The 23,707-nt window shown below is 69.4% G+C and carries 22 protein-coding genes and 3 pseudogenes; 14 read left to right on the forward strand and 11 right to left on the reverse strand.

Annotation, left to right across the window (positions count from 1 at the left end):
• Positions 1-20: 20 nt before the first annotated feature.
• The 6 genes from ADL12_RS01435 to ADL12_RS01455 all read left to right on the forward strand — a co-directional run bounded on the left by ADL12_RS01435 (position 21) and on the right by ADL12_RS01455 (position 5,409).
• Positions 21-371, forward strand: coding sequence for a YybH family protein (locus ADL12_RS01435; RefSeq protein ID WP_063806598.1), 351 nt, complete (start codon positions 21-23; stop codon positions 369-371).
• 191 nt (positions 372-562) lie between these two features.
• Positions 563-712 carry a hypothetical protein gene (locus tag ADL12_RS53650; RefSeq protein ID WP_159053048.1) on the forward strand — a complete coding sequence of 50 codons (150 nt, stop codon included), beginning with the start codon at positions 563-565 and terminating at the stop codon, positions 710-712.
• 116 nt (positions 713-828) lie between these two features.
• Positions 829-1,308: a cation:proton antiporter regulatory subunit gene (locus ADL12_RS01440; RefSeq protein ID WP_062697577.1), complete on the forward strand. Its 480-nt coding sequence runs from the start codon at positions 829-831 to the stop codon at positions 1,306-1,308.
• Positions 1,309-1,313: 5 nt separating this feature from the next.
• Positions 1,314-2,489, forward strand: coding sequence for a cation:proton antiporter (locus ADL12_RS01445; protein WP_062697579.1), 1,176 nt, complete (start codon positions 1,314-1,316; stop codon positions 2,487-2,489).
• Positions 2,490-3,026: 537 nt separating this feature from the next.
• On the forward strand, positions 3,027-3,314 hold the full coding sequence (locus ADL12_RS01450; RefSeq protein ID WP_062697769.1) for a DUF3040 domain-containing protein: 288 nt from the start codon (positions 3,027-3,029) through the stop codon (positions 3,312-3,314).
• 877 nt (positions 3,315-4,191) lie between these two features.
• Complete coding sequence (locus tag ADL12_RS01455) at positions 4,192-5,409, forward strand: cation:proton antiporter (protein WP_062697581.1); 1,218 nt, start codon at positions 4,192-4,194, stop codon at positions 5,407-5,409.
• 126 nt (positions 5,410-5,535) lie between these two features.
• Here ADL12_RS01455 and ADL12_RS01460 read toward each other — a convergent pair.
• A pseudogene (locus tag ADL12_RS01460) lies at positions 5,536-6,793 on the reverse strand (cation:proton antiporter).
• Between the two features lie 5 nt (positions 6,794-6,798).
• Positions 6,799-7,269, reverse strand: a complete 471-nt coding sequence (locus tag ADL12_RS01465; protein ID WP_062697771.1) for a cation:proton antiporter regulatory subunit — start codon at positions 7,267-7,269, stop codon at positions 6,799-6,801.
• A gap of 222 nt (positions 7,270-7,491) precedes the next feature.
• Between ADL12_RS01465 and ADL12_RS01470 the strand changes: the two genes are divergently transcribed.
• From ADL12_RS01470 to ADL12_RS01480, 4 genes and pseudogenes are all read left to right on the forward strand, one after another.
• Positions 7,492-7,932, forward strand: coding sequence for a hypothetical protein (locus tag ADL12_RS01470; protein ID WP_062697583.1), 441 nt, complete (start codon positions 7,492-7,494; stop codon positions 7,930-7,932).
• A 229-nt stretch (positions 7,933-8,161) separates the two neighbouring features.
• Positions 8,162-8,491, forward strand: a complete 330-nt coding sequence (locus tag ADL12_RS01475; protein WP_062697585.1) for a hypothetical protein — start codon at positions 8,162-8,164, stop codon at positions 8,489-8,491.
• The gene (locus ADL12_RS53655) at positions 8,467-8,796 is read left to right on the forward strand and encodes a MerR family transcriptional regulator (RefSeq protein WP_244187727.1); all 330 of its coding nucleotides are present in this window, start codon (positions 8,467-8,469) and stop codon (positions 8,794-8,796) included. Before ADL12_RS01475 ends, ADL12_RS53655 begins: the two co-directional genes overlap by 25 nt.
• A pseudogene (locus ADL12_RS01480) lies at positions 8,696-9,172 on the forward strand (IS5 family transposase); the annotation flags it as partial. The gene ADL12_RS53655 and the pseudogene ADL12_RS01480, both read left to right, overlap by 101 nt.
• 15 nt (positions 9,173-9,187) lie before the next feature.
• On the opposite strand, the gene ADL12_RS01485 reads toward ADL12_RS01480, so the two are convergent.
• Both ADL12_RS01485 and ADL12_RS01490 read right to left on the reverse strand, forming a co-directional pair.
• Positions 9,188-9,607: a nuclear transport factor 2 family protein gene (locus ADL12_RS01485; protein ID WP_062697589.1), complete on the reverse strand. Its 420-nt coding sequence runs from the start codon at positions 9,605-9,607 to the stop codon at positions 9,188-9,190.
• 99 nt (positions 9,608-9,706) lie between these two features.
• Entirely contained in the window at positions 9,707-10,792 is a 1,086-nt protein-coding gene (locus ADL12_RS01490; protein WP_244187728.1) for an amidohydrolase family protein, read from the reverse strand.
• A 189-nt stretch (positions 10,793-10,981) separates the two neighbouring features.
• Here ADL12_RS01490 and ADL12_RS01495 point away from each other — a divergent pair, with 189 nt between their 5' ends.
• Positions 10,982-11,464, forward strand: a complete 483-nt coding sequence (locus ADL12_RS01495) for a MarR family winged helix-turn-helix transcriptional regulator (RefSeq protein WP_062697591.1) — start codon at positions 10,982-10,984, stop codon at positions 11,462-11,464.
• A 103-nt stretch (positions 11,465-11,567) separates the two neighbouring features.
• Here ADL12_RS01495 and ADL12_RS01500 read toward each other — a convergent pair whose 3' ends face one another.
• The 6 genes from ADL12_RS01500 to ADL12_RS57590 form a co-directional block, all read right to left on the reverse strand.
• Positions 11,568-11,783, reverse strand: coding sequence for a hypothetical protein (locus tag ADL12_RS01500; protein ID WP_062697593.1), 216 nt, complete (start codon positions 11,781-11,783; stop codon positions 11,568-11,570).
• A gap of 211 nt (positions 11,784-11,994) precedes the next feature.
• Entirely contained in the window at positions 11,995-12,495 is a 501-nt protein-coding gene (locus ADL12_RS01505) for an NUDIX domain-containing protein (RefSeq protein ID WP_062697595.1), read from the reverse strand.
• A 2-nt stretch (positions 12,496-12,497) separates the two neighbouring features.
• Entirely contained in the window at positions 12,498-13,334 is an 837-nt protein-coding gene (locus ADL12_RS01510) for a hypothetical protein (protein WP_062697597.1), read from the reverse strand.
• A complete protein-coding gene (locus tag ADL12_RS01515; protein ID WP_062697599.1) occupies positions 13,318-14,202 on the reverse strand; it encodes an aldo/keto reductase in 885 nt (294 codons plus the stop codon). The genes ADL12_RS01510 and ADL12_RS01515 overlap by 17 nt, the downstream gene beginning before the upstream one ends.
• On the reverse strand, positions 14,199-15,116 hold the full coding sequence (locus tag ADL12_RS01520) for a cupin domain-containing protein (protein ID WP_244187729.1): 918 nt from the start codon (positions 15,114-15,116) through the stop codon (positions 14,199-14,201). Before ADL12_RS01520 ends, ADL12_RS01515 begins: the two co-directional genes overlap by 4 nt.
• 256 nt (positions 15,117-15,372) lie before the next feature.
• Positions 15,373-15,507: a hypothetical protein gene (locus tag ADL12_RS57590; protein ID WP_279617120.1), complete on the reverse strand. Its 135-nt coding sequence runs from the start codon at positions 15,505-15,507 to the stop codon at positions 15,373-15,375.
• A gap of 240 nt (positions 15,508-15,747) precedes the next feature.
• On the opposite strand from ADL12_RS57590, the pseudogene ADL12_RS58275 reads away from it, so the two are divergent.
• The 3 genes and pseudogenes from ADL12_RS58275 to ADL12_RS01535 form a co-directional block, all read left to right on the forward strand.
• Positions 15,748-16,065: pseudogene (locus ADL12_RS58275) on the forward strand (tyrosine-type recombinase/integrase); the annotation flags it as partial.
• A 546-nt stretch (positions 16,066-16,611) separates the two neighbouring features.
• Positions 16,612-16,866 carry a type II toxin-antitoxin system VapB family antitoxin gene (locus tag ADL12_RS01530; protein WP_062697603.1) on the forward strand — a complete coding sequence of 85 codons (255 nt, stop codon included), beginning with the start codon at positions 16,612-16,614 and terminating at the stop codon, positions 16,864-16,866.
• The gene (locus ADL12_RS01535; protein WP_062697605.1) at positions 16,866-17,285 is read left to right on the forward strand and encodes a PIN domain nuclease; all 420 of its coding nucleotides are present in this window, start codon (positions 16,866-16,868) and stop codon (positions 17,283-17,285) included. The genes ADL12_RS01530 and ADL12_RS01535 overlap by 1 nt, the downstream gene beginning before the upstream one ends.
• A gap of 474 nt (positions 17,286-17,759) precedes the next feature.
• Here ADL12_RS01535 and ADL12_RS01540 read toward each other — a convergent pair whose 3' ends face one another.
• Entirely contained in the window at positions 17,760-23,573 is a 5,814-nt protein-coding gene (locus tag ADL12_RS01540; protein ID WP_062697607.1) for an AAA domain-containing protein, read from the reverse strand.
• Between the last annotated feature and the right edge of the window lie 134 nt (positions 23,574-23,707).

The following is a 23,707-nucleotide window of genomic DNA, read 5'->3' on the forward strand; positions in this document are numbered from 1 at the left end:
AGAAAAGAAAAGGAAAGAACATGACACCGGAAGTCGTGCACGAGCGCTTCGCCCAGTACCTCAAGGACCAGGACCTCGACGGACTGGGTTCCCTGTTCGGCGAAGACGCCATGTTCGTACCGGGACCGGGACAGGAGCCCGTCTACGGCAGGGAAAGCATCAAGGAAGCGCTGAAGTCCTACCTCGCCTCGCCCAGCACCATTGAGATGGGGGCCACGTCGGTCCATCAGAACGGCGACCTGGCGATGGTCCAGGTGTCCTGGCGGATCACGAGCGAGAGCGGCACCGTGGAAGGAAAGTCGGTCGAGGTGATGAGAAGGACGACCGAGGGCGACTGGGTCTTCGTCATCGAAAACCCCTACGGCGTCTGATTCTCGTCATCCCGGCATCACCGTCGGGCGACGGAACCTCGTCACGGCAGCGGCGGCCGTATCGACTTTCTCGATGCGGCCGCCGCTTGCTGTCCGGCGTCGGTGACACGGTCATGATCCGCTGTGGTCCGGGCCCTTGGAAACCCGACCGGAGCGTATCCGGTGCCCGTAAGAGACGAAGAGGTACGGCAATGACCGAGACGGCTCAGAAGCCCCAGACGAACGCCGCGGTGATCGACCACTACGTCACGCTGTTCGACCGTCTGGCCCACGACCCAAAGGCACTTGATCAGGGCTGCGGCCGGCGACCCAGTTGCGGGCGCCACAGCGCCAAGCGCTGAGGGCGAATTCGCCGAGGAGACGCAGTCGTACGTCCTCGCGGCTGTCGGTGCTGAGTCGTTCTTCCCGCATGGCCTCCTCGGATGCCGTTTCCGTGATCTCACTCGATGATGGGGGGATGGATGTCACCGAGGTGCTGCTGCCCGGTGTGGGCCTGCGCTATGAGTTCACCAATCACCGGGGCGAGCGGGTGGGGGTGGTGGCACGGCGCACGGGGGACTTCGAGCTGGTGGTCTATGCGGGAGAGGACCCGGATGAAGGTCGTCCGGTTCTTGAGCTCAATAGCGAAGAGGCCGACACGGTCGCGGAGATCCTGGGCGCGCCGCGAATCGCGGAGCGGTTCGCCGACCTGACGAAGGAGGTTCCGGGACTGGTGTCCGGGCAGGTCCGGGTGGGCGCGGGAAGTGCGTATGACGGCCGGCCCCTGGGCGCGACGCGGGCACGGACTCAGACCGGGGCGTCGATCGTCGCGGTGGTGCGGGGTGAGGATGTGATCGCCTCTCCCACGCCTCAGGAGGTTCTCCGGGGCGGGGACGTCCTGGTCGTGATCGGTACCCACGAGGGCATCACGGGCGTGGCACGCATCGTCCAGGGCTGAGCCCCGTGCGTACACCGGTCGCGTTGCTGCTGGAGCTGGGGTTGCTCCTCGCCGCCCTGAGCGTGCTCGGGACATTGGCGCGGCGCTTCACCCTCTCGCCCATTCCGCTGTATCTGCTGGCGGGGCTGGCGGTCGGCGAAGGGGGCGTGGCCCCCGTCCCCGCAGCGGGGCAATTCGTCGAGACAGGCGCCGCCATCGGGGTGGTGCTGCTCCTGCTGACGCTCGGCCTGGAGTTCTCCCTGACCGAGTTCGCGGTCGGTATGCGCAGGCACGTGCCATCGGCTCTGGTCGATCTCGTACTCAACGCCGCACCCGGTGCGGTGGCCGGGGTGTTGCTCGGCATGGACGGCGTCGGCATTCTCGCGCTGGCCGGCGCCACATACATCTCCTCTTCCGGCATCATCGCCCGCCTGCTCACCGACCTTCGCCGACTGGGCAACCGGGAGACACCGGCGGTCTTGTCGGTGCTGGTCATGGAGGACTGCGCCATGGCCCTCTACCTGCCCGTCCTCGCCGTGCTCGCCTCCGGCGGCCAGTGGTGGCAGGCGATGCTGGGTGTGCTCGCCGCGGTCGGCGCCGTGCTCACCGCCTTCGCCGTCTCCTACCGGTGGGGGCACCACCTGGGCAAGCTCATCGCCCACCCAGACGCCGAACAACTGCTGCTGCGGGTGCTCGGCCTCACGCTGATCGTCGCTGCTCTGGCCGAGTTCGTCCATGCCTCGGCCGCCGTCGGCGCCTTCCTGGTCGGTCTCACCCTGACCGGTGAGACCGCCACCCGTACCCGGGCCGTGCTCAGCCCCTTGCGTGACCTCTTCGCCGCCGTGTTCTTCCTGGCCATCGGGCTGTCCGTCGACCCTGTCGACCTGCTGCCCGCCCTCCCGGCAGCGCTCGCGCTCGCCGCGGTCACCGTGGTCACGAAGATCCTCACTGGACGGTACGCCGCCATGCGTGACCAGGTGGGCCGCCGCGGGCAGCTGCGTGCCGGGACCGCGCTCATCGCCCGCGGCGAGTTCTCCCTGGTGATCGTCGGGCTGGTCGGCGCCCTGCACGACACTCTGGGCCCGCTGGTGACCACGTACGTCTTCATCCTCGCCCTCGTGGGCCCGGTCCTCACCCGTCTGGCAGGCCCAGCCCCGTCCCGGCCTCGGCCAGCGCCCGACACACGAGACGGCAGTACCTGACCAGCGCGAGCGTCACCCGGTGAGTCGTGCGCCGTCCCCCCTCCCACCCATCTTCGTGCGCACCCGCCGGGCGCGACCGACAGCCGTGCACGGCTGCTGGATGTGGGTGGCGGTGTTTGTGCAGGTCCTCCAGCAAGGGTTTGTGCGTTTCCGCCACCAGGAAAGGTTGGGTGTTGGGCCTGATGGCGGGAAGGGGAACACGGGAGGCCGGGTGATACGGCCGTGGCCGTGTGCGGACGGTTCGGTGCCCTGTGACGGCGGCGGCCTGAGGTCGCGGTCGGCTGCTGACGCTGGGCTGGGCGCTGCTGCGAGCCGTGTGCCGCAGCGGGGGTCGTATGCGGTGCTGAGCGGGTCTGAGTGCCGAGTTGTCCTCACCCTGACCTGTGCACGACGCCCGGCGTCCGGCGCCCGACGTCCGGCGCCCGGCGCCCGGCGCCCGGCGCCCGGCGCCCGGCGCCCGAGGAAACACCTTTGGCCCCAGCCGCCCACCGCCTCAACCCGTTCCAGGACGGCGACGTGTTCCGGGAAGGAGGAGCCGTGCCCCAGTCCGACGACGAATACTTGGCCGCCCTAGAAGAACGACTTGCGCGTGATGATCCCCGCTTCGCCCGGGCGTTCGGGGCTGGACGCCCCGCCCGGCCTCGCGAGTACCGGTACACCAGTGCCTGGTGGGAGCTCGTGGTCGCCGTGGCCGTACTGGTCACCGGCATTGTTCTGGCCAACGGGCTGCTCATCGCCACGGGGTTGGTCCTCACCGGCATCGCCGTCCAGTTGTTCGACCCGCATCGCGTGCGAGCAGGGCGCCGCAGCCCTCCTTTCCGCTGACGCGCCGGACCGGGCCCCTGCGGCAGCGGCTGGGTCCGCCGGTGACGCTGCGGCAGCTGTACGCGATGCTCTTGGTCTGCGGGGTCGTCCTGCTCGCCGGGATCGTCGCCACCGAAGCCGCCGAGCGCGGCCTCCGTGCGATCGGGAGGCCGAGCATGGCGACCCCAGGACCACCGCCGAGTGGAACCGCCCTGCTGCGAACGGCGACTGAGGCGCCATCAGAGGCACCCCGAGACCAGCGCGTACCGGCCCCTGTGCTGACGGGGTGATGTGCTGACCATGCGCCCGCCTCATGCCGATACGGCAATTTCCGTATGATTACCGGCATTTGGGGTGCGCTAGAATTCTTTACCGAGCCCTTACGCTCTGTTGAGCGAGGGGTCGCTCAGGCGTTGGGGTGGTGTTGCTGTTTTCGGGCCGATGGGATGGGGGCGTGACATGGGTCGGGTCATCCGCGTACGCAACAACGTCCCTGCGCGCGTCGAGAACCCCGCCCGCGACGGCGTCCCTGATACCGACAGCGCCACCGGCTTGAACGGCCGCTCGGCGCGCTGACGGGCGCCCCGCCCGACGGGGACAAGCGGCCGCGACACGGCTGGTCGCACGGCACCACGCGGTCCGGATCTCCTGCCGACCCCCCGAGCCCGCTGCAAGGACGCAGCCCCGCCCCGCTTCTCACCGAGCCGTTTCGCTCGGCTCGCACACACGACCCTCAGCACCGTCTTGCCGCAAGACGATGCGAAGCCGACCGGCCCGAACGGTTACTCGCGTACCCGCAATGGCACCCAAGGCCCGTCCGGGGCTCAAGCCCGAACCGCCGGCACCCGCAACAGGCACAGACGCCGCCACCGAACCGATCCACGGAGGTCAGACGCCCGTGCACAACACCACCGCCATGCTCATCGAACTCGGGGCGATCATCCTCGCCCTCGGGTTGCTGGGACGCCTCGCCGGACGGGTGGGCTTCTCGCCCATACCCCTGTATCTGCTCGCCGGACTGGCCTTCGGCCATGGCGGCATCCTGCCCCTGCAGGCCAGTGAGGAGTTCGTCGCCACTGGGGCCGAGATCGGCGTCATACTCCTGCTGCTCCTGCTCGGCCTGGAGTACAGCGCCTCCGAACTCGTCACCACCCTCAAGACCCAATACCCCTCCGGCGCGGTCGACTTCGTCCTCAACGCCACGCCCGGTGCCGCGATGGCCCTGCTGCTCGGCTGGGGCCCGGTGGCGGCCGTCGCGCTGGCCGGTGTCACCTGGATCTCGTCATCCGGGGTGATCGCCAAGGTGCTCGGCGATCTGCGCCGGCTCGGTAACCGCGAGACCCCGGTCGTACTCGGCGTGTTGGTCCTGGAAGACCTCTCCATGGCCGTCTATCTGCCGATCCTCACCGCCCTGCTGGCCGGGGTGAGCCTGGCGGGCGGCGCCGTGACTCTCCTGATTGCCCTGGGCACGGTCGGCGCCGTGCTGTACGTGGCCTTGCGCCACGGCCGCTTGGTCAGCCGTGCGGTCTCCTCCGACAGCGCGGAGATGCTCCTGCTGGTCGTCTTCGGCCTCACCCTGCTCGTCGCGGGCATCGCCCAGCAGCTCCAGGTGTCGGCGGCGGTCGGCGCGTTCCTGGTCGGCATCGCCCTGTCCGGCGAGGTCGCCGAGGGCGCCGGCAACCTCCTCACCCCGCTGCGGGACCTGTTCGCCGCAGTGTTCTTCGTCTTCTTCGGCCTGCACACCGATCCCGCCGAGATCCCGCCCGTACTGGTGCCCGCTCTCGCTCTGGCCGCCGTCACCATCCTGACGAAGATCGCCACGGGCTACTGGGCCGCCCGCCGTGCCGGGATCTCGGCCAAGGGCCGCTGGCGCGCGGGCGGAACACTGGTGGCGCGGGGCGAGTTCTCCATCGTCATCGCCGGACTCGCGGTCGGCGTCGAACCGCGCATCGGCCCACTGGCCACCGCCTACGTCCTGATCCTGGTCGTCCTCGGGCCACTGGCTGCCCGCTGGACCGAGCCCCTGGCTCGCCGCCTCACCCGCCGCCCGCCGCGCGAGGCGTCGGCCGCGACGGCGGTGTCCGAGCCCGCCGAGGCCGCGCACGCTCACCGCTGAGCACGGCAGAACCGAGCACATGGGCGCGGCGTCCGGTGCGTCGCGGCTGCCCGCACGGCCGCGCCGGAGCACACGGTCGCAGCAGGACCATGTCCCGCTGCGTCAGCGCCGCCCAGCTGTCCCCACTCATGACCGTCCGACCGCGCCCTGATCGTCCACCACTTCGGAAGGCGCCGTCAGCGACGTCTCGCCGTCGCTCGGCACCTGCCCCGTCGGTGCGGCCTTGCCCAGGCGGCCCACCAGACGGAGGGCTACCGGCTCGGTGTAGCGGGCGGTGAGCGGGCCCAGGATCACCAGGATCAGCACGTACGCCGTGGCCAGGGGGCCCAGGGAAGGTTCGATGCCCGCCGTGACCGCCAGTCCGGCGATGACGATGGAGAACTCGCCGCGTGCGACCAGGGCGCCGCCTGCACGCCATCGGCCCTTGGCGGAGATCCCGGCCCGGCGGGCGGCCCAGTAGCCGGTGGCGATCTTCGTGAGGGCGGTGATGACGGCCAAGGCGAGCGCCGGGAGGAGGACCGGCGGGATGCTGGATGGATCGGTGCAGGCCGAAGAAGACGAAGAACACCGCCGCGAACAGATCCCGCAGCGGCGCCAGCAGGTTGTGCGCGCCCTCGGCGACCTCGCCGGACAGGGCGATGCCGACCAGGAACGCACCCACGGCGGCCGATACCTGCAGTTGCTGGGCCAGGCCGGCGACGAGCAGAGTCAGGCCCAGCACCACCAGCAGCAGTTTCTCGGGGTCGTCGCTGGAGACGAAGCGCGAGATGTGCCGCCCGTAGCGCACCGCCACCAGGAGCACGATTCCGGCGACGCCGAGCGCGATGGCCAGTGTGGCGCTGCCCGCCGCGAGACTCGTTCCGGCCAGCAGAGCGGTGATGATCGGCAAGTAGACCGCCATGGAGAGGTCTTCGAGCACCAGGATGCTAAGGATGACCGGCGTTTCGCGGTTACCCAGCCGGCCCAGGTCACCGAGGACCTTGGCGATCACCCCGGAGGACGAGATCCAGGTGACGCCGGCGAGCACCACGGCTGCCACCGGCCCCCATCCCAGCAGCAGCGCCATGGCCGCGCCGGGCACGGCGTTGAACGCGGCGTCGACGAGACCGGCCGGGTACTGGGTCCTGAGGTTGGAGACCAGATCGCTGGCCGTGTACTCCAGGCCGAGCATGAGCAGCAGCAGGATCACGCCGATCTCGGCGCCGATTGCCACGAACTCCTCACTCGTGCCGAGGGGCAGCAATCCGCCCTCGCCGAATGCGAGCCCGGCCAGCAGGTACAGCGGGATCGGCGAGAACTGGAAGCGTCCGGCGAACCGGCCCAGCAGTCCCAGACCGAGGATGATCGCGCCGAACTCGATCAGGAAGACCGCGGAGGAGTGCACGACCGTCACTCCCGCCCGAGTATCGCGGCAGCAGCCTCCACACCCTCGCGGGTGCCGATCACGATAAGGGTGTCGCCCCCCGCCAGCCGGAAGTCCGGCCCCGGGGAGGGGATCGCCTCGGCGCGACGCAGTACTGCCACGATGGACACGCCGGTCTCGGTACGCATCCGGGTGTCGCCCAGCAGCCGCCCGTTCCAGTGGGAGGTGGCGGACAGTTCGATGCGCTCGGCCACCAGACCCAACTCGGTAGTGGAGAGCAGGTTCGGGCTGTGGTGGGCTGGCATCAGCGCGTCGATCAGCGTCGCCGCCTCCCCGGACGTCAGCCGCACCGACAGCGCGCACGCGTCCGGGTCATCCTGCTGGTACGCGCTCAAGGTCCGCGACCCGTCCCGGTGCGCGACCACCGACAAGCGGCGCTGCTCCCGCGTGGTCAGGTCGTAGCGCACGCCGATCCCCGGCAACGGCGTACTGCTCATCCGCGCAGCGCCCACGGCTGTCCTCCTGTGTGGCTGTCTTGTTTGACTGTTTCTTTAGAGAACCGTCGGTGCCACCCTAGCGAGCACCCCGGAGGCGGCCGTCGGAGCCCGCTCGCAACGGCGGTGGGACAATCCGTGCCCAGGGCCTGCAACCCACGGCCACCGGACGATCGGCGTTGCTCATTTCACCAGCGCCACGGAGAACCGGAAGGAAGCGTCAGCATGATCGAGTGGGTGTCCCTCAGCACTGGGGCGCGCCCAGTCCCCCAGCCCGTCGCCACCCCGCTGGTGTGGGTCGGGGCGTTCGGCGGCGCGGCAGTGCTGGTGGCTCTTCTCAACACCCTCGTGGGCCCGGGCCGCCCAGGGCTCGCCCTGGCCGTACTCTCCCTGCTGGCCGCCCTCCTGGGGCTGTGCGCACGCTTCACCGCCGCCCCCGGGACCGCCGTACTGTGCTGGCTGTTCCTCAACGGCTTCGCCATCCCGCCCGCCGGGATCCTCACCTGGACCGGACACCGCGACACGTTCTGGCTGACCTGCCTACTCGCCGCCGCCCTCATCGGTACGGCCCTGGCCCGCCTGACCAACGCACGCGCCGCCTACCGGCGTATCACTGCAGGAGTCACCGCTACCGCAGATCCGGGTGACGGACCGCGCGGTTCCTGACCGGCTCAGCAGCGCAGATGCCCGGCATTCCCTGCGGTCGCTGTTCCCCATCACAGGCGGCGCCCTCGTCTGCGCCGCCAGGCCATCGCCGTGTGGGGTGGTCGGCCGCAGCCCTGGCTCAGTAGATCTCCCCACCAAATCCGTGCCCGGGCTTGCAACCGATACTCAGGTACAGGTTTACCGTCGGAGGTGTCCCGCCCACGGGGACGTAACGACGGGAGTGAGTGCGATGAGCGATCTGGCGTGGGTGCCGCAGTCCTGCACGCTGCCCACCGACGAGCGGCCCCTGCGGGTGGCGGAGTGGGACGCGTTGATCTCCGAGCGGCTGGCCTCGTCGTCAAGGCCCGCGCCTCTGCGGCTGCGCCTGGAACTGGCCGATGGCCCGGGCGTAGAGGAGCGAGTCCGGGACCTGGTGGCACGTGAGAGCGGCTGCTGCTCCTTCTTCACCTTCACCACCACCCCCAGCGAGAACCTGATCGGCCTGGACATTGCGGTGGACCCGGCGCACGAGACGGTCCTGGACGCTCTCGCCACATGGACCGCCGGGACGCAGCAGTGAACGCGGGACTGCGCAGCGGGCAGGTTGCCGAGGCGGCCGGGGTGAACGTCCAGACCCTGCGCTATTACGAGCGGCGCGGGCTGCTGGCCGAGCCGGAGCGCAGCAACGGCGGTCACCGCTTGTACGGAGAGGACGCGGTGACCGCGCTGCGGGTGATCAAGGCCGCCCAGCGCCTCGGGTTCACGCGAACCGGCCGACCACGCCATCGGCCGGTCCCGCGGCGGGCTGACCACAAAGATCCACCTCGCAGCCGATGGCCGCTGCCGGCCTCTGGCCTTCCATCTCACCGCCGGACAGGCCGGTGACGCACCCGCCTTCGGCGAGGTGATGAGGCGTCCGCGCGTTCCCCGCCGGCGTGGACGGCCCCGCACCAGGCCGGACGTCGTCCTGGCCGACAAGGCGTATTCGTCGCGCGCCATTCGCGGGCACCTGCGCAAGCGCGGCATCCGGGCAGTGATTCCCGTCCCGGCGGACCAGCGCGGCCACCGGCTGCGAAGGGGCAGCCGGGGCGGCAGACCACCGGCCTTCGACCGCGAGACCTACAAGCAGCGCGACACCGTCGAGCGGTGCATCAACCGCCTCAAGCAGTGGCGCGGCATCGCGACCCGCTACGAGAAGACCGCGATCATCTACCTGGCCGGACTCCATGTCGCGGGTATCTTCCTGTGGTCTGCCCGATGATCCAATCGAAACCGACTAGACGTCGAGGCTCAGGGAAGCCCCTTGGGTCAGGACGATTTCGAGACGGAGTCGCGCGATTCGCCAGCCGTTCTCGGTTCGCCGGGCGACGGCGTGGTACTTGCCACCGGCGTCCTCGTGCGTCATCGGCTCCGAGACTTTCGGGAGGTGATACGCAACTTGGTAGGTGAGGATCGTTGCCTCATCCCCGTCGACCTCGATGTAGATCTGGCCCATGTGGTGAAACGTCGCCTCGTAGCGGGAGGGCAAATCGCGCTTGGGGCCGTCGGCGATCGCTTGTCGACCGCGGCGGACTTCCCTGCCGATCTCCATCACAGCGTCTTCGGTGAACAGTGCACCGTAGCCGTCGAAATCCCTTTCATCGAGCATTCGCGGCACCGCCTGTATCAGCTTCCGCAGCTCCGATTCGTCCAGCAATCGCTACACCGTCGCAGTGTCCACGTCCTCGTTCCTCTCGTTGGTCAGGCTCACTGGTTGGCCTCTTCGAACTCGGTATGCTTGCGCACTCGTGCCTGGTCAGAGGTTCAGCAGGCGTTCCGCGTTGCCGTGTGCGATGCGTTTGAGGTCGGCACGGGAGAACGGCGCTGTGCGGAGGAACTCGACTGCCTCGGCCGTTGATTCGTAGGGGTAGTCGACGGCGAACAGCAGCCGGTCGGCGCCGATGGCGTGGACAGCTCCGAGGAGGGCCGCGTGCGAGAAGACGCCGCTGGTGGTCGCGTAGAGGTTGTGCCGCAGGTAGTGGGAGGGCAGTCGGCGTGGCCTGCCCTTGGGGTCGGCCTGGTGGTAGCGGCTGTCGAGCCGGGCCAGTTGGAAAGGCAGCAGCTCTCCCATGTGCCCCAGCGTCACCGAGGCCCCGGGGAACTCGTCGAACACTCCGCCGTAGATCAGGCGAAGTGCGTGTGCGCCGACCTGCGCTGTCCATCCCCAGGACGGCCCGCTCAGCACGGGATGCCCCTGGAACACCCGCCACTGATCGGCAGGGACGAGCGCGGGATGGAGGTAGAGCGTCACGCCGAGCCGTTCAAGCTCGGCCCACACCGGCCGGAACTGCGGCTCGTCGAGGTAGTGGCCCTGGACGTGGTCGTTGTGCAGGACCCCCTTGAGGCCCAGTTGCTCCACCGCCCGGCGCAGCTCGACCACGGCGGCCTGCGGGTCCTGCAACGGCAGGGCGGCGAAGCCGGCGAACCGTGTCGGGTGGGCGGCGACCACGTCGGCCAGGTGGTCGTTGACCCGGCGGGCCGCGGCCACGGCCGCGGAGGGGTCCTCGATGGCCTCAACGCCGGGTGAGGTGAGCGACAGGACCTGCATGTCCACCCCGTGCTCGTCCATGTCCGCCAGCCGCAACTCCGTGAAGTCCGCGAGCCGGCGCCCCCACTCCTGCCCCCAGCCGGGGGGCATAGGGGCCTCGCCCGGCCACGGGATCAGCTCCGGAACGGAGAACGCCTCTTCGACTGCGATCACCTTCATGCCGCGCCCCGGACGGCCGGCGGCGGTCCCGGCCGACGTGGAGGCGGCGGCCTGGGCGGCTGCGGGCGGGGCCGCGAGGTGCCCGCTGCGAGGGGGGATACAGACGGTCCTGTCGTCATCGTCCTGCCTTTCCATCGGTTTATGCGAATCGGGGACATGGGGCTGGGGCTGGGATCGATCGAGCCCAGCATTAGGTAGCCTAATCATAGGCTACCTAATGAAGGATGGTCTCGGAAACCCCGGTGATGTTGGGCACCAGGTCTGACCGGCTTACGATCGACAGACCGCGCCGAACCGACCGCCCCACTGGGAAAGCAGAACCACATGTCCTCCTCCCCGTCTGAATCCGAGCCGCTCATCCGGCTGCTGTGGCGCGCACACAACTGGTTCCGAACCGCCCTGACCACTGCGTTCGAGGCCCAGGAAGACGGGTCGGCCATCAGTTCGGCACACGTGACCCTGCTGAGTCAGCTCCCGTCAGAGGGGGCGAGCATCGCCGAGCTGGCCCGGCGTCTGGGCGTCAGCGCCCCCACTGCGCACCAGTGGGTCCATGAACTCGTCGCCCTCGGCGCGGTGACCGTGGAGAGCGATCCGCGGTCCGCCCGGTCCAAGCTCGTACTCCTCACGGCAGCCGGTGTCCGGCGCCGCGCGGAGACGATGGAGATGCTGGCCGGGCTCGAAGACGCGCTCGCCGGGCGCGTCGGTGCGGATACCGTCACCGCACTTCGGGCCGCACTGGAGGCACCGTGGGGATCTCCGGAGTCGGCGACTGCGGACGCCGACCCTGCCACCCGGCAACGCCGTTGACTCCCGGGCACAGTGGCCGGTACCTCCCCGGGCAAGGACCCTGTGCCTGTGCGGGCGATGCGCTGGGCGATGCCGCGCTGCGGCATGATCGAAACGACAGGCCTTAGGACTCGTCTTCGCCCTGATCGCGGCGGACAGCGGAACTGCGACGCAGTTGGTACAGGCTCACCACGACCATGATCGCCCCGATGGCGAGCACCGACCACTCGCCGTCGCGGTACATGTCCACGCCGACGATCAACAACATCACGGACAGCGCGAGACTGAACCACGCGAGGACTGAGTCCACCGGCTCGTTCGCCTTGGGCGGGTGCTTCATGGCCCGATCCTGGCAGCCGAGGATGCCGAAGCTCCAGGCAGGGCCACGAAGCGCCTGCGGGCCTCGGTCGTCACCATCAGATGCTGCCCGGCTGAGTCACCCCTCTCCGCTTCACACCCTCCCGCCGACGTCCACCTCGGCGGGAGGGTGATGGGTATGTAAACGGCAGTCAGAGGCTCGGGCTACGACTCCAGCCACTACTGGACTGCCGCTACTTCCATCCGTCGAGCGATACCTGAGGGCCACTCTGGAGATAGCGGTGGAGAGCGTTGGCGGTGGTGTTCACGAACTCCTCCGGGATGGCGTCGGCGTCGACCCATCGGACCTGGGCGTGCTTGCGCGGTTCGCGGTTCTCGGGTTCGCCGGTCCATTCATAAGCGGCGAAGACCACAGTGAGGAAGCCGTTGGGAGCCTCCACGCCCCAGGCGCCGTGGATGATGTGGGCGACCCTCAAGGACTCCGGCTTCACGGTCAGGCCGGTTTCCTCATACAGCTCGCGCACGGCTGTCTCGGTGATCGGCTCGCCGGGCTCGCTCTTGCCGACCGGGAGGTCCCACATGCCCTGCGCGAACTTGGCGTTCTGGCTGCGCTGGAGAAGGACGACGCGGTTGGTGGCCCTGTCGTGAACGATGACGGCCGCGACGAGCAGGGTCATGGACTCGAGGGCGGGCGGGAGAGCTTGGGGCTGACCGTCGGTTTTGCGATGCGCCACTTTCACCTCGTCCTCTCGTATGTCGTGTCCAGGTACCCCTTCACCGGCCCCGCCAGATCCCTGTAGAACGGCGTGCGGTCGGCGGCCTGGAGTACCTGGGCGCAGATGGTCAGTTCTGCCACGCGTGCGGCCGGTGTGTCGAGGACGTGGGCAAGGGTCTGGCGAATACGGGCGGCCGTGGTAGGGCTGGGGAGCGAGTAGAGGTGGAGCTGGGCGGCGTCGAAGCCAATCGGGGCCCTCCCCCAGCCTTCCCAGTCGAGGATGGTGAGGTCGGGGCCGCCGAGATTGGACCAGTGGAAGTCGCCGTGGGCGGTGGACCATTCGATGTCACCGACGTCACGCCCCGTGTATTGAGGGACAGCCCGGCGGATGTACTCCTCGCGAACGGCAATGCGTTCGGTGGCCGCTTCGGCAAGGGCGTCGAGGCCGGTTCGAAGCTGCGCCCACCATGCATCGGGGAGGGCTGGATCGTGTTCGAGGACCGGTGAGCGGGAGATGACGGTGGCGTCCGTGTGCTGGTACAGCTCCGCCCGGTACGCCCAGCCGACGGCCTGCCGGTCGTGGACTTGGTGGAGGACGGGACGGGGGATCTCGGGAGGCAGCATCTGCTGGGCGGTCTTCGGGCCGTCCCAGAGTTTCCCGTGCGCCTTGTCGGGGCGCTCGGCGACGAGGCGGAGCCAGCCGGTGCCCTGCGCACCGGCAACGGCACCGGAGAGGGTCCGGCCGGCGTAGCCCCAGATGGGTTCCTCGGCGAGGTCGGTCAGGGTGAGAGTGGTGCACGCGAAAGCCCTGGCGGTACGCATGCGCTGGGCGGTGGCGTCGTCAGGCGCCGAGAACATCGATCACCTCATGCAGGGTCTTGTCCGGGAGCGGAGGCAGAGCGAGGACGCGCTGGGCGGCCTCCCAGTGTTGCGCACGCCCGGATCCCAGGAGGATGCGTTTCGCCCCTGGGGCGGACGCGGTGACACGCAGCGCGGCCTCGGCCGGCGTGGAGCCTGGGTCAATGAGGTGGGCGAGTTCGTCGGTGACCATGGCGGGGAGCTCTCCGCCATGCAAAGGCGCGGAAACGAAGGTGTCCAGGCCAGCCGCGGTCGCCTCGGCGAGAGGGCCGGTGCCGTCCAGTGCCTGCGCGACCGGCTTGAGTACGACCAGCGAGACAGGGAGCTGGACGGCAGCCAGGTGATGGCCGGGACCTCCGCAACGGGTAGCGATGTCGAGAAGGTCAGCGACGCTGAACGTGCCTTCGAAGCCGGTCCAGGTGGCGACGCCGTAGCCTCCGATCCGTCCGGCGCGGGCTTCGACTTCGAGAGCGGTGAAGGCGCTGGCGATGGCGTCGTGAGGGCGGGCGGCTCGTTCCGGGTTGTGGACGAACACGATGTCCGGCGTACGGCCCAGCTCTGCGGTAGTGCGGCGGCTCTGCCAGGCGACGTAGCGGTGAGTGAGGCACTGGCCTGAGGCGGCTTCGGCCGGTGTGAGAACGCCGGCGCCCCTGGCGGCTGTCGCGATGTCGGGGGTGAAGAAGCCGACCTTCGTCGACACCCGCAGGTCCGGGTTTCCGGCGAGCACAGGCTGGAGCTGGGTCTGGGCGCGGCCGTGGTGGTAGTTGGGGGCGGTGTCGATCCAAGTTCCCCCGCAGGCGACCGCGTGGACGGCCGCCTGCGGGATGTCCCGACACCGGTAGGTTCCCAGTGCGAGGTCGGGGCTCACGGCTCGCTCACCGCCGCGATGTTTGCGTTGACCAGTTCGGTGATGAGCCCGGCGACCTGTCCGACGGTGAGCCCGCTTGTTTCCGCGAGGTGCCCGAGCGGCACCGAGGAGCCGTCGAGGAGCGGGGACAGCACGGCGTGCACGGGCGGGGCGAACGTCCACTCAACGAGCACGACCTGGCCCTGATCGTTGTCCGTGAGCTGGGCCCGGGCGGTGGTGAGCCGAACATGCAGGTCTTCGCGCGCTGGTACGGCGTCGAGGAACGGCAGTGACGGCATGGGGCGGCCCGGTTCGTTGCCGTCCCGCGCGATGAGGAAGTCTGCAATCGCACTGTCGTGGAGGGCGTCCGTGACTTCCTTGCGGAGGAGTTCGAGGTAGTCGGCTTGGTCCTGTGGCTGGGCGAAGACGGGCAGGTGCGCGCGTACGGTTTCCGAGGTCCGCAGCCGGTCCGAGAGCCAGCCCAGCAGATCCGCGCCGGTCGTGGTCTGGAGCCCGCACGTCAGGTGCAGGGAGCGTCCCTCGGTGGCTGCCACCGCGTGCCACCAGCCCCGGGGCAGGTACAGCATGTCGCCGGCGCGCAGGACGACTTCTTCGAGGGGCTCGTCTGCCGGGGGCTCCGGGGCTTCGGTGTCGCGGTGGAGCGGATTGATTCGGGTCGGTCCGTACAGACGCCACCGCTTGGCCCCTTCGAGTTGGACCACGATGACGTCGTGATCGTCCCAATGGGTGCCGAAGCCCTCCGTCGCGGTCCAGGAGACGTACATGTTGATCTGGACCCGGCTCCGGAAGACGCCTTCGAGGCCATGGGCCAAGCGTTCGGCGGGCTGGTGGAGTTCATCCACAGCGTCCAGTACCAGCGAGGCGCCGTCGTGGAGTTGCTCGTGCAGCCGAGAGGGTTGGATGCGCTGCCACACCACGTTCCTGCGGGTTGTGACGGCGGTGGCGTAGCGCTGCGGCGGGATGAGTTCCCCCCTCTCGGTGAAGGCGGAGGCGAGGCGGTTCGAGGCGTCCCCGGCCGATGACGGTGTTGAGGTCGTCCCACGTCAGGATGGGTGAGAAGTCGGCGACGCTGCGCCATGTGCGGTAAGTGCAGCCGAAGGCCCCGGTGGGGAAGTCCCCACCGAGGCGTTCGACCACCTGTGAGAAGGCGGTCACTTCTGTCGGCTCCGCTCAGTCGTTGGAGTCGGAGACACCGGTCGAGCCGCCGTCGGACGGCTGCTCGGCGCGGGATCGGGCGGCGGCGATGGACTTCCGGGAGACGATCAGCCCGTCCTCGGCGGGCTGCATGACGACGTTCTCGGGCATCGTGCACTCCTGTTCTCTCTGCTTGCTCCCGCTCGGCCAGAGCGAGAGGTCTTGAGTAGATCCGCTGTGTCGGTTCCCGACAGCGGATCTGGAGCGGCGCCGGCTCACCCTGGGGGACACGAGCGGGCGCCGTACCGCCCGGAGCTGCTCTTCAGGTACACCGGACGGGGTCTTTTGGGGTGTTACAGAGAGGTCCGCAGGCCCTCCAGGACACGCGACAGCAGCGCCATGTCCGGCTCGCTGGCCTCGACAGCGGCTCGCCCCTCGGCAAGCCACCTCCGGCACGGGGCGGCCACGCTCATGCTCGCCGCCGGCATCGACGTGAAGATCGTGTCGGACACGCTCGGGCACAGCGACACCCGGATCACGCGGGACATCTACCAGAGCGTTCTCCCCCACGTCGGCAAGAGCACCGCAGAGGCCACCGCCAAACTGGTACCGCTTCAGCGGAAGGCCGAGGCGGAGGAGGCCCGCAAGGCCGCCAAGAAGGCGGCGGCCAAGGCGAAAGCCGAGGCTAGGGCCAAGAAGAAGGGCAAGCGGAAGAAGCCCAAGAAGTAGGGCTCCGAGCCGCTCCGCTCACGCATCGCTCACGCAAGCCGTCTCGCGGCACCCCGGCCGTGCGACGCGTCATGCCCGGAGTAACACAAAAGGCCAGGTCACGGGCTATGTGACCTGGCCTTTGCCGGAGCCGCCTTCGGGATTCGAACCCGAGACCTACGCATTACGAGACCACGAGCACTCGTGTTATGCAGTGCCTCGCCATGCTGTCCGGTGACGTTTTTGCTGATCAGAGCATGTGCGCCAGGTTGACCTGTGCCACCCCGTGACGCACCGTCCAAAGGCGTCTGTCCACCGGCTGTCCACCGACGGGGCTGCTTGGCCAGCCGCCTCTCGCCACCCCGTCGCTTCTGAGGCAACCCACGACAGGGGCGGAGCCTGACATTAGGACGATGTCCATCATCCACAAGGAGTGACCGCGCGGCATGCCACCATGAACGCCACAGCCTCCATCCATGAGGGGGGACCCCCGATCGAAACGATATCTACTACAGCCGATGAATGGTATCGTTTCACTAGCGGAAGCATCTCCGAGAGGATCTCCACATGGCCAGAACCGTCATCGACCTCGATGAAGACATGGTCACCGAGGCCATGCGCATCTTCGGGACCAAGACAAAGGCCAAAGCCGTCCGCCTAGCCATGGAAGACGCCGTCAAGAGGCACCTTCGGCAAGAGGGCTTCGACGCCATGGAGGCCGGCGAGCTCGACTTCAGCGAGATCGTCGAGAACACCGGGCCCCGCAACGCGGACGGCTCCCTCAAGCGCGACGGCGACCGCGACGGAGGCCGGGCCGCCTGATGCAGGACCGCTACCTGATCGACAAGTCCGCCCTCGCCCGCTGGACGAAGCCGAACGTCAAGGACGTACTCAAGCCCCTGCACGAGCGCTACCTCCTCGCCGTGTGCCAGCCCACCGAGTACGAGATGATCCACTCCGCACGGGACAGCTCGGAGGCGACACGGATCAGCACCTGGCTCCACGCCTTCGACTACCTCCACACCGACGACCGCGCCTTCGCCCGCGCCCTGGAAGTCCAGCGCCACGCTCTCAACGCGGGCTTCCACCGCGCCCTGTCCCTCCCCGACCTGCTGATCGCCGCCACGGCAGAACTGCACCGGCGGGCGGTCCTCCACTACGACGGCGACTTCGACATGATCGCCTCCCTCACCGGCCAACCCACCGAATGGGTCGTCTCGCCCGGCAGCGCCGACCGATGAGAATGCCGCCCTTCCCCACCTCCGATGAGTTGTCTGGTGTCCCTCATCGAATGGTCGCTGGGGAGTTCGGCAGCTGGCCTGCGTCAGCGCACTGGTCACCCTGTACAGCCTGGCTCTGCGTGGATCCCTGCGGGTCCTGGGCTGGATCGCCGGGGTAAGCCTCGTCGAACTGGCCCTCGCCATCTTCTTCCTGGCGCCGATCGCAAGCGCCCCCTCCGCCTATTCCACCTCTGCTCGGGACGGCGACCAAGCCCATCGCCACCGGCCTGACGCTCCGTATCCGCCGGATTTACCTGATGGCGCTGGAGGACTGGGCCGCGAGTGGCGATAGAGCGCGTCCAGCTCACCACGGCTGCGGAGCGCTCCCGGGTCACGCACGCGAGCAAACTGGCCTGGCGGGACGCGGGGCTGTTGGGCACGACCAGCTACGGACCGCCCCGCAGCCGCCGCGCAGCCCCGCTCCGCTGCGGTCTCTCAGTCCTGGATGTACCGGACGATGACGCGCATGCGCGTGCCCCGCTCCGTTTGCCAGCTCACCTCGTCCCCGACCTCTCGCCACATCAGGGCCTTCCCCAGCGGGGTGTCAGGGCTCAACCGCTCCGCCTCGTCACCCGCGAGCATCGCGATCTCGTACGTCATGATGCCGGGCTCGTCGGGGTCCTCGACTCCGACGAGGCATCCAGGGACGACCATCGCCCCGCCCGTCAGGAAGGAGTCAGGGACCACTTGGTCGAGCAGGGCACGCAGGTGACTGCGCCGATCCTGCAGGGCCTGGCGCCGCCTGTCGTGATCGGCCAGCTGGGCATTCCTGGACGACGAGTCCACGGCCACGAACTCCGGAAGCGCCTGGTCCAGCGCGTCCTGCACGCGCTGGAGCTCGCGCTGCACCCGTCGATGGGCGGCGACGCTGAGCCGGTCGATCGGGAGACGAAGAGACGCCCCGGAACCGCCGAGAACCGCGATTCCCGTCACGGGGGCGGGTTCGTCGCCGTGGGTCGGCTGGCGCGGCACCGCCGGAAGACTCTTCACCGGGGCCGGGTCAGCCACCGCTCGTGCACGCAGCAGCTCCGTCGTACGGCCGTCGGAAGCGCCGGAGGAGCCGGGTGCGTGGTGCCGCGCCAGCCCCACCTGACCGCCGTCTCCCAGCACCGGTACGTCGGCATGGGCGATCGCGGCGCGGATCATCGCGTGTACCTCGGGGTGGGCGACCCGCACGACGGCATGCCCCTCGCGCAGGATGTCCACGGCGTCGGCCCCCGGGAAGCCTGGCACACCCGCTCTCCCGAGGAACCGTGCGGCCTCGGGCACGGTCGCCCGCATGCTGAACGCGTGCTGGGCTGCATTGACCTCGTCGCGGTGCAGCCGTGCCACGGTCACGAATTGGGGCTGCGCCTCCTCGGCGCCGTGCGGGGGATGGAGGTTCACGCCTCCCCGGCGCGACACTTTTACGTGAATGCCAGCAGCGGCCAGCCCGTCACGAAGCCTTTGCCGCTGTTCATCGGTCCTCAGCCCGAGTCGGTCCGCCTCCAGTGCGAAGGCCCGCTGACTGATGACGCCCGCATTGGATGCGCCGCGCATCAGTCTCTCGATGACGTCGGGCTCCACGCTGCCAATGGGGGCGTCGTCGCTGTGGCCGGTAGGGACCGTAGGGCTGTGGCCGACCGGGTCCGTGTCGCCGTCGCGCCTGGAGACTGTACTGCCGTCGCTTGTCGGAACCGTACCGCCGTCGGGGACCGTGCCGCCGTCCCCGGTCGGGTCCACAAGGTCACCGGTCGGGCCCGCAACGCTGTCCTCAGGGGCTCGGTTCAAGGGCGACGCTGCCCGCAGCCTGCCGCCAGGTGGGTACGCCGCCGACTCGATGCCGAGTCGGTCGAGTTCCGCCCACAGCGGTTCGAGTGCCCGTTCCGGGTCGAGGAAGAAGCGGCTACCCCGGATGCGGACGAATGTCCATCCCACGCGCTCCAGTTCGCGCTGGCGTGCCGCGTCCGCGTCGGCGTTCTCCTCCGTGTGGAACGCGTCGCCGTCGCACTCCACGGCAAGGCGTCTGGTGCCGCCCTCGACGACGAGGTCGATGCGGTAGCGGCCGGCCGGATACTGCGGCCGCACCCGGTAGCCCCGGGCCCGCAGAGCCAGGTAGACACGCTGCTCGAAAAGGCTGTCGAATGCCTCGTGCGGAACGTCCGGCCGGACCTCGCCCAGTCCGAGGCCGTCCTGTTCCTCGGCCGGGCGGGAGAACCAGTCCAGATAGGCACGCCGCAGATCGGTCTCGCCGAGTTCCGTGAGAGTGAAGCTGTGGAACAACCACACCTGGTCGCGGGCCCGGGATGCGGCCACGTTGAGGTGCTGCCGGTTCAGGGAGCTGCTGAAGGAGCCGATGCGGCGCGGCCCGTCAGGGCCGGTGAGCGACACGACCGTACTGACGAAGACGATGTCGCGCTCGTCGCCCTGGAACTCCTCGGCGTTGCCCACGCGCAGGCGTCGGCGCTGTCTCTCATCCAGCGGGATCCGGTCGGCCAGCAGGTCTTCGATGAGGTACTTCTGTCCTGCGCCGAGCAGGGTGATCACACCCATGGTGCGCCCCGCGTAGGCGGGGTCGGCGATGCACCGGGCGACCTCATCCACCAGCCGCACTGCCTCGGACCGGTTGACCTGCTTCTGCCCGCTCCCTTCGACGTAGCCATCGGGTACATGCACCGGGCGCAAGGGCCGCAGCCGGTCGGCACCGTACTGTCGCAACGGCTGGAGCCGGCCGCCATAGCAGAGCTCGTTGGAGAATCCGATGATCTCCGGCATGCACCGGAAGTGTTCCTGGAGCATCAGCCTGCCGCGGCCTCCGGCCAGACCGGACGCGATGTCGAAGAGGCTGGCGGTCGGTGTGAACAGGTTGCGGCGGGCGGCGGGCAACTGGGCGAGGAGCCGTCGCTGGAGCGCGAACTGCTCGTCGTGGTCCACGCCCACCTGGGCGGGGCTGACCTGCTGGTCGTCGCCGACGACGATCACCTTCGCACCCAGCCAGGCGAGCAGCAGCGCCTCGGGGCCGGACTGGCTGGCCTCGTCGACGATCACGACGTCGAAGCGACCGGCTCGGTCCATCGGCACGGTTTCGGTCACCTGGTGCAGCGGCATGATCCAGGCGGGCACCGCCGCCTGGCTGGCCTGCAAACTCTCCCGGGCCTGTCTGCGGTAGGTGGCCGCGTATTTGCCGGTGCCCTTGCCCAGCTTGCGGACGTTCTGCTGGTACGAGGTGAGGGCCACGGCCTGGTCGTCCGTGAGCCGGGACAGACAGCTGAACCAGGCCTTGTCGGCCGCCAGCCGTTCCAGGCCGATGCGGATCTCGACGTCCGCCTCGGCGAGCAGCCTCATCTGCCGGGCCTCGGCCTCCGGGTCCGTCAGCTCCTTCATTCGGTCGTACCAGACCGACCACGCCCACGCGGCCTCGAAGTCCGCGAGTCGGGTGTCCCACTCTTCGTCCTCGGGTGTGGACTCCACTCTGTCGGCGAGGTCTGGGAGTTCGGCCGCGGCCGGCCGGTAGGCGTCGTCACATGCCTTCTTGCGCGCGAGTGCCTCCCGCAGGTCGTCCACGTCGTTCACCGCGGCGCTATAGGCCGCCGGGTCGCGGGACTCGACCGCGGCGCGGGCTCGTTCCAGGGCTGCCGAGGCTCCCCTGCGGTGGGCCGCGGCGCGCAGTACACGCAGGGCGTCGTCGATCAGAGTGCGGGCAGGGGCGGCGTTCCTGCGCGCTGCTCTGGCCTTCAGGAGGTTTCGCACGGTGGTGGCCCGCTCCGGGTCGCCCCAGCCGACGCCGGCCAGCTCTGGTGCGGCTGCGGCTGTGCTGACCACGGCGTGGCGCATGTCGGCGAGAGCGGTCAGAGTGGTGAGGGTGGCAATGTCCTGGCGCAGGCGGGCGGTGCGCCGGGCGGTGGCCTGCCATGCGTCGTGGCCGTCGCCCCACTCCTGTTCGATGTCCTGGAGGTGCCGCTCCAGCGTGACGCGGTGCAGCACGGCGGACGCGGCGGTCGCTGTCTCCACGGCGCGGCCGTCGACGCGCACGGTCTCGGGGAAGTCGCCGACAGCCTTGCGCAGTTTGGTCTTCATGCCCAGGGCTCCGCGCAGCTTCGCACCGGACGCGAGCCCGTCCCGGAGGGTGCCGGCGAGACCGAGGGCCATCGGCACGTCGTACGCCTCCAGCCCAGTGACCAGGGTGGTGCCGAGGGCACGCTCCGCCTCCTCGATCGTGGTCAGGGCCGCGATGGTGCGCTCGTGGCGGCTGCGCGCGCCGAGGTCCTGTCCGGCGAGGATTTCGTCACGCAGCTCGGCAGCCCAGGCGGCCTGCATCGAGGTGGCCGCCCTGGCTGCGGCAGTGAAGTGGTCGAGCGCGGTGGCCAGTTGGTCCTGCTGTGTTGGGGTGAGGGCGGACACGGCATCGTCGAGGCGGGAGACGGAGCCGTCCTGCCGGAGCGCGGCGAGGTCGGCCTCTGCCGCCTTTACCGTCTCGACCGCCTCGGCGAAGGCGGGCACCGTGGGCAGCTGCCCGGGCTCGGGCAGCGCGGCGCTCACCGATGCGGCGAGAGCACGGTGCCGATCGGTGAAGGCGAGCGCCGCACGGCGCAGGCGCGTGAGCACCTCGGCATTCAGCGTCGGGGCGTCAGCGGGGACGGCGCCGATCCAGCCGAACCGTGGGTGTTCCTCGGCGAGCCGCTGGGCGATCCGGGCCAGGGTTCCCTCGTAGTCGCCGATCTCGGCCGGATGGTGGTATGTCTCCTGCTCCCGCAGCGCACGCAGCGCCTTCAGGGCGAGCGCCTGCGCGGACCGGGCGGATCTGAGGCGCTCTTCGTGCTCCTGGATGCGTCGCCGGTATGCCCGTGAGGAGAAGTCTCCCTGCCGGTCGAGGACGGCCTTGACGGACTGCTCCAGTTCCAGTTGCCCGGCTCCGTCATCGGTACGGCTCACGCACAGCTCGCGGATACCGACGGGGAGTTTGTCCTTGAGGACCTTCAGGGCACGTGCCGTATGGCTGGTGATCAGTACGCGGTTGCCGTGCGCGAGAAGGTCGGTGACCAGGTTGGCGATCGTGTGCGTCTTACCGGTGCCGGGCGGTCCCTGGACCACGACGAGATCCCGGTCCCGCAGCCGCTCGGCGATGGTGCGCTGTTCGTCGTTGGAGGGCAGCGCGAAGTACAGCTCCGGCGGCGGTCCCGCGGCGTCACCGCTGCCCGGTTCCCCCAGCGGGCGGTCACCGCCCGCACCGGCGATCGCCCGCAGCAGAGCGGTGGGCTCGGCGCCTTGCTCGATGGACAGGGCGACGGCGCGCAGCGCTTCGAGCATGCTGCGCCGGGTGCGCTCTCTGAGCAGCAGCACCGGCGCGAAGCTGACGACCGGTAGGGCAGGGTCTCCCGCTGCTCGGTGCCGATTCGGTGCGCGGTCGTAGCGTCCTGCTTCGTGGGCCGCGATGATCCAGGTGGTGAGGGCCCGGTGCAGCTGGTCGGCGAGCTGCGGATCCGTGGTGTCGCCGGCAGCTTCCAGCTCCTGCCGTACAAGGGCACGAGTGTCCGCCCGCGCCTTCTGCCCGGGGTCGAGCATGGACTCCTCCAGCACCGGGCTGCCGTGCTCGGGATCGGGTCCGACGGTGATGGCTCCGGTGTCGGGGTCGATGGTGATGACGGCCCGGCAAGTGACGAGATGGCGACGGATCGGCTCGCCCTGCGCCGACCAGGTGAGGTAGCCGAATCCGACGACCAGTTCGAAGGTCTCGCCGAGTTCGGAGGCGTCCACGCACAGGCGGTAGAGGCGGTCGTAGGCACGTACGACGGGCTTCATTGCGCGGTCGCGACGTGCCCACCCTTCCCATTCACGCAACCAGGCACGGTACTGGGCGTACACGGTGTCACGCTGGGGCGAGTCGGCCAGGAGCACGGTGATGTGCCGGGTGCGTGCGCTTCCCTCCGCGGAGATCTCGTCCGCCGGTATGTCCGTCTCGGCCCGCGGCTCGGGGGGCGTTCCCCTTGCCGAGTCGCGGATCTCCCGGTCGTTCAGCCAGTGGGCGAGCGGCAGCGGCGGAACCGGCGGTTCGTGCCGTACGGGGCGGTCGGCCCGCAGCCACAACGGCGTGTCGCCGGGGACGGCGTCGGTGAGGAAGGAGCCGAACTGCGCGGGCAGGTCGGCGAGCCACACCTGATGCCTGGCGTCGTCGTGCGTGCGCACCGGCTTGGTGCGGCTCTCACCCACCTCCGCGAGGTAACGGAAGACGTGGCGGACAACATCGTCGGGCGTCACGGCGGATGCGGACACAAGCCACCTCGCTGAACTGGTGGAACCAAAGTATGAAGAGTGTGGGCATCCTATGTGCGTGGCGTGTCCGAGAGGGCGGGGTACCGCCCTCTGCTGAGCTGCGATGCGCGTGATGGTCTGGATGTTGTCTTCGA

The sequence above is a fragment of the Streptomyces regalis genome, from assembly GCF_001509475.1.
In the GTDB taxonomy this organism is placed as follows: Bacteria; Actinomycetota; Actinomycetes; order Streptomycetales; family Streptomycetaceae; genus Streptomyces; species Streptomyces regalis.

Coding starts and splice junctions, on each gene's coding strand:
- ADL12_RS01435 (WP_063806598.1), top strand. CDS start 21: ATGACACCGGAAGTCGTGCACGAGCGCTTCGCCCAGTACCTCAAGGAC.
- ADL12_RS53650 (WP_159053048.1), top strand. CDS start 563: ATGACCGAGACGGCTCAGAAGCCCCAGACGAACGCCGCGGTGATCGAC.
- ADL12_RS01440 (WP_062697577.1), top strand. CDS start 829: ATGGATGTCACCGAGGTGCTGCTGCCCGGTGTGGGCCTGCGCTATGAG.
- ADL12_RS01465 (WP_062697771.1), bottom strand. CDS start 7,269: ATGAGCAGTACGCCGTTGCCGGGGATCGGCGTGCGCTACGACCTGACC.
- ADL12_RS01470 (WP_062697583.1), top strand. CDS start 7,492: ATGATCGAGTGGGTGTCCCTCAGCACTGGGGCGCGCCCAGTCCCCCAG.
- ADL12_RS01475 (WP_062697585.1), top strand. CDS start 8,162: ATGAGCGATCTGGCGTGGGTGCCGCAGTCCTGCACGCTGCCCACCGAC.
- ADL12_RS53655 (WP_244187727.1), top strand. CDS start 8,467: ATGGACCGCCGGGACGCAGCAGTGAACGCGGGACTGCGCAGCGGGCAG.
- ADL12_RS01490 (WP_244187728.1), bottom strand. CDS start 10,792: ATGGAAAGGCAGGACGATGACGACAGGACCGTCTGTATCCCCCCTCGC.
- ADL12_RS01495 (WP_062697591.1), top strand. CDS start 10,982: ATGTCCTCCTCCCCGTCTGAATCCGAGCCGCTCATCCGGCTGCTGTGG.
- ADL12_RS01500 (WP_062697593.1), bottom strand. CDS start 11,783: ATGAAGCACCCGCCCAAGGCGAACGAGCCGGTGGACTCAGTCCTCGCG.
- ADL12_RS01510 (WP_062697597.1), bottom strand. CDS start 13,334: ATGTTCTCGGCGCCTGACGACGCCACCGCCCAGCGCATGCGTACCGCC.
- ADL12_RS57590 (WP_279617120.1), bottom strand. CDS start 15,507: ATGCCCGAGAACGTCGTCATGCAGCCCGCCGAGGACGGGCTGATCGTC.
- ADL12_RS01530 (WP_062697603.1), top strand. CDS start 16,612: ATGGCCAGAACCGTCATCGACCTCGATGAAGACATGGTCACCGAGGCC.
- ADL12_RS01535 (WP_062697605.1), top strand. CDS start 16,866: ATGCAGGACCGCTACCTGATCGACAAGTCCGCCCTCGCCCGCTGGACG.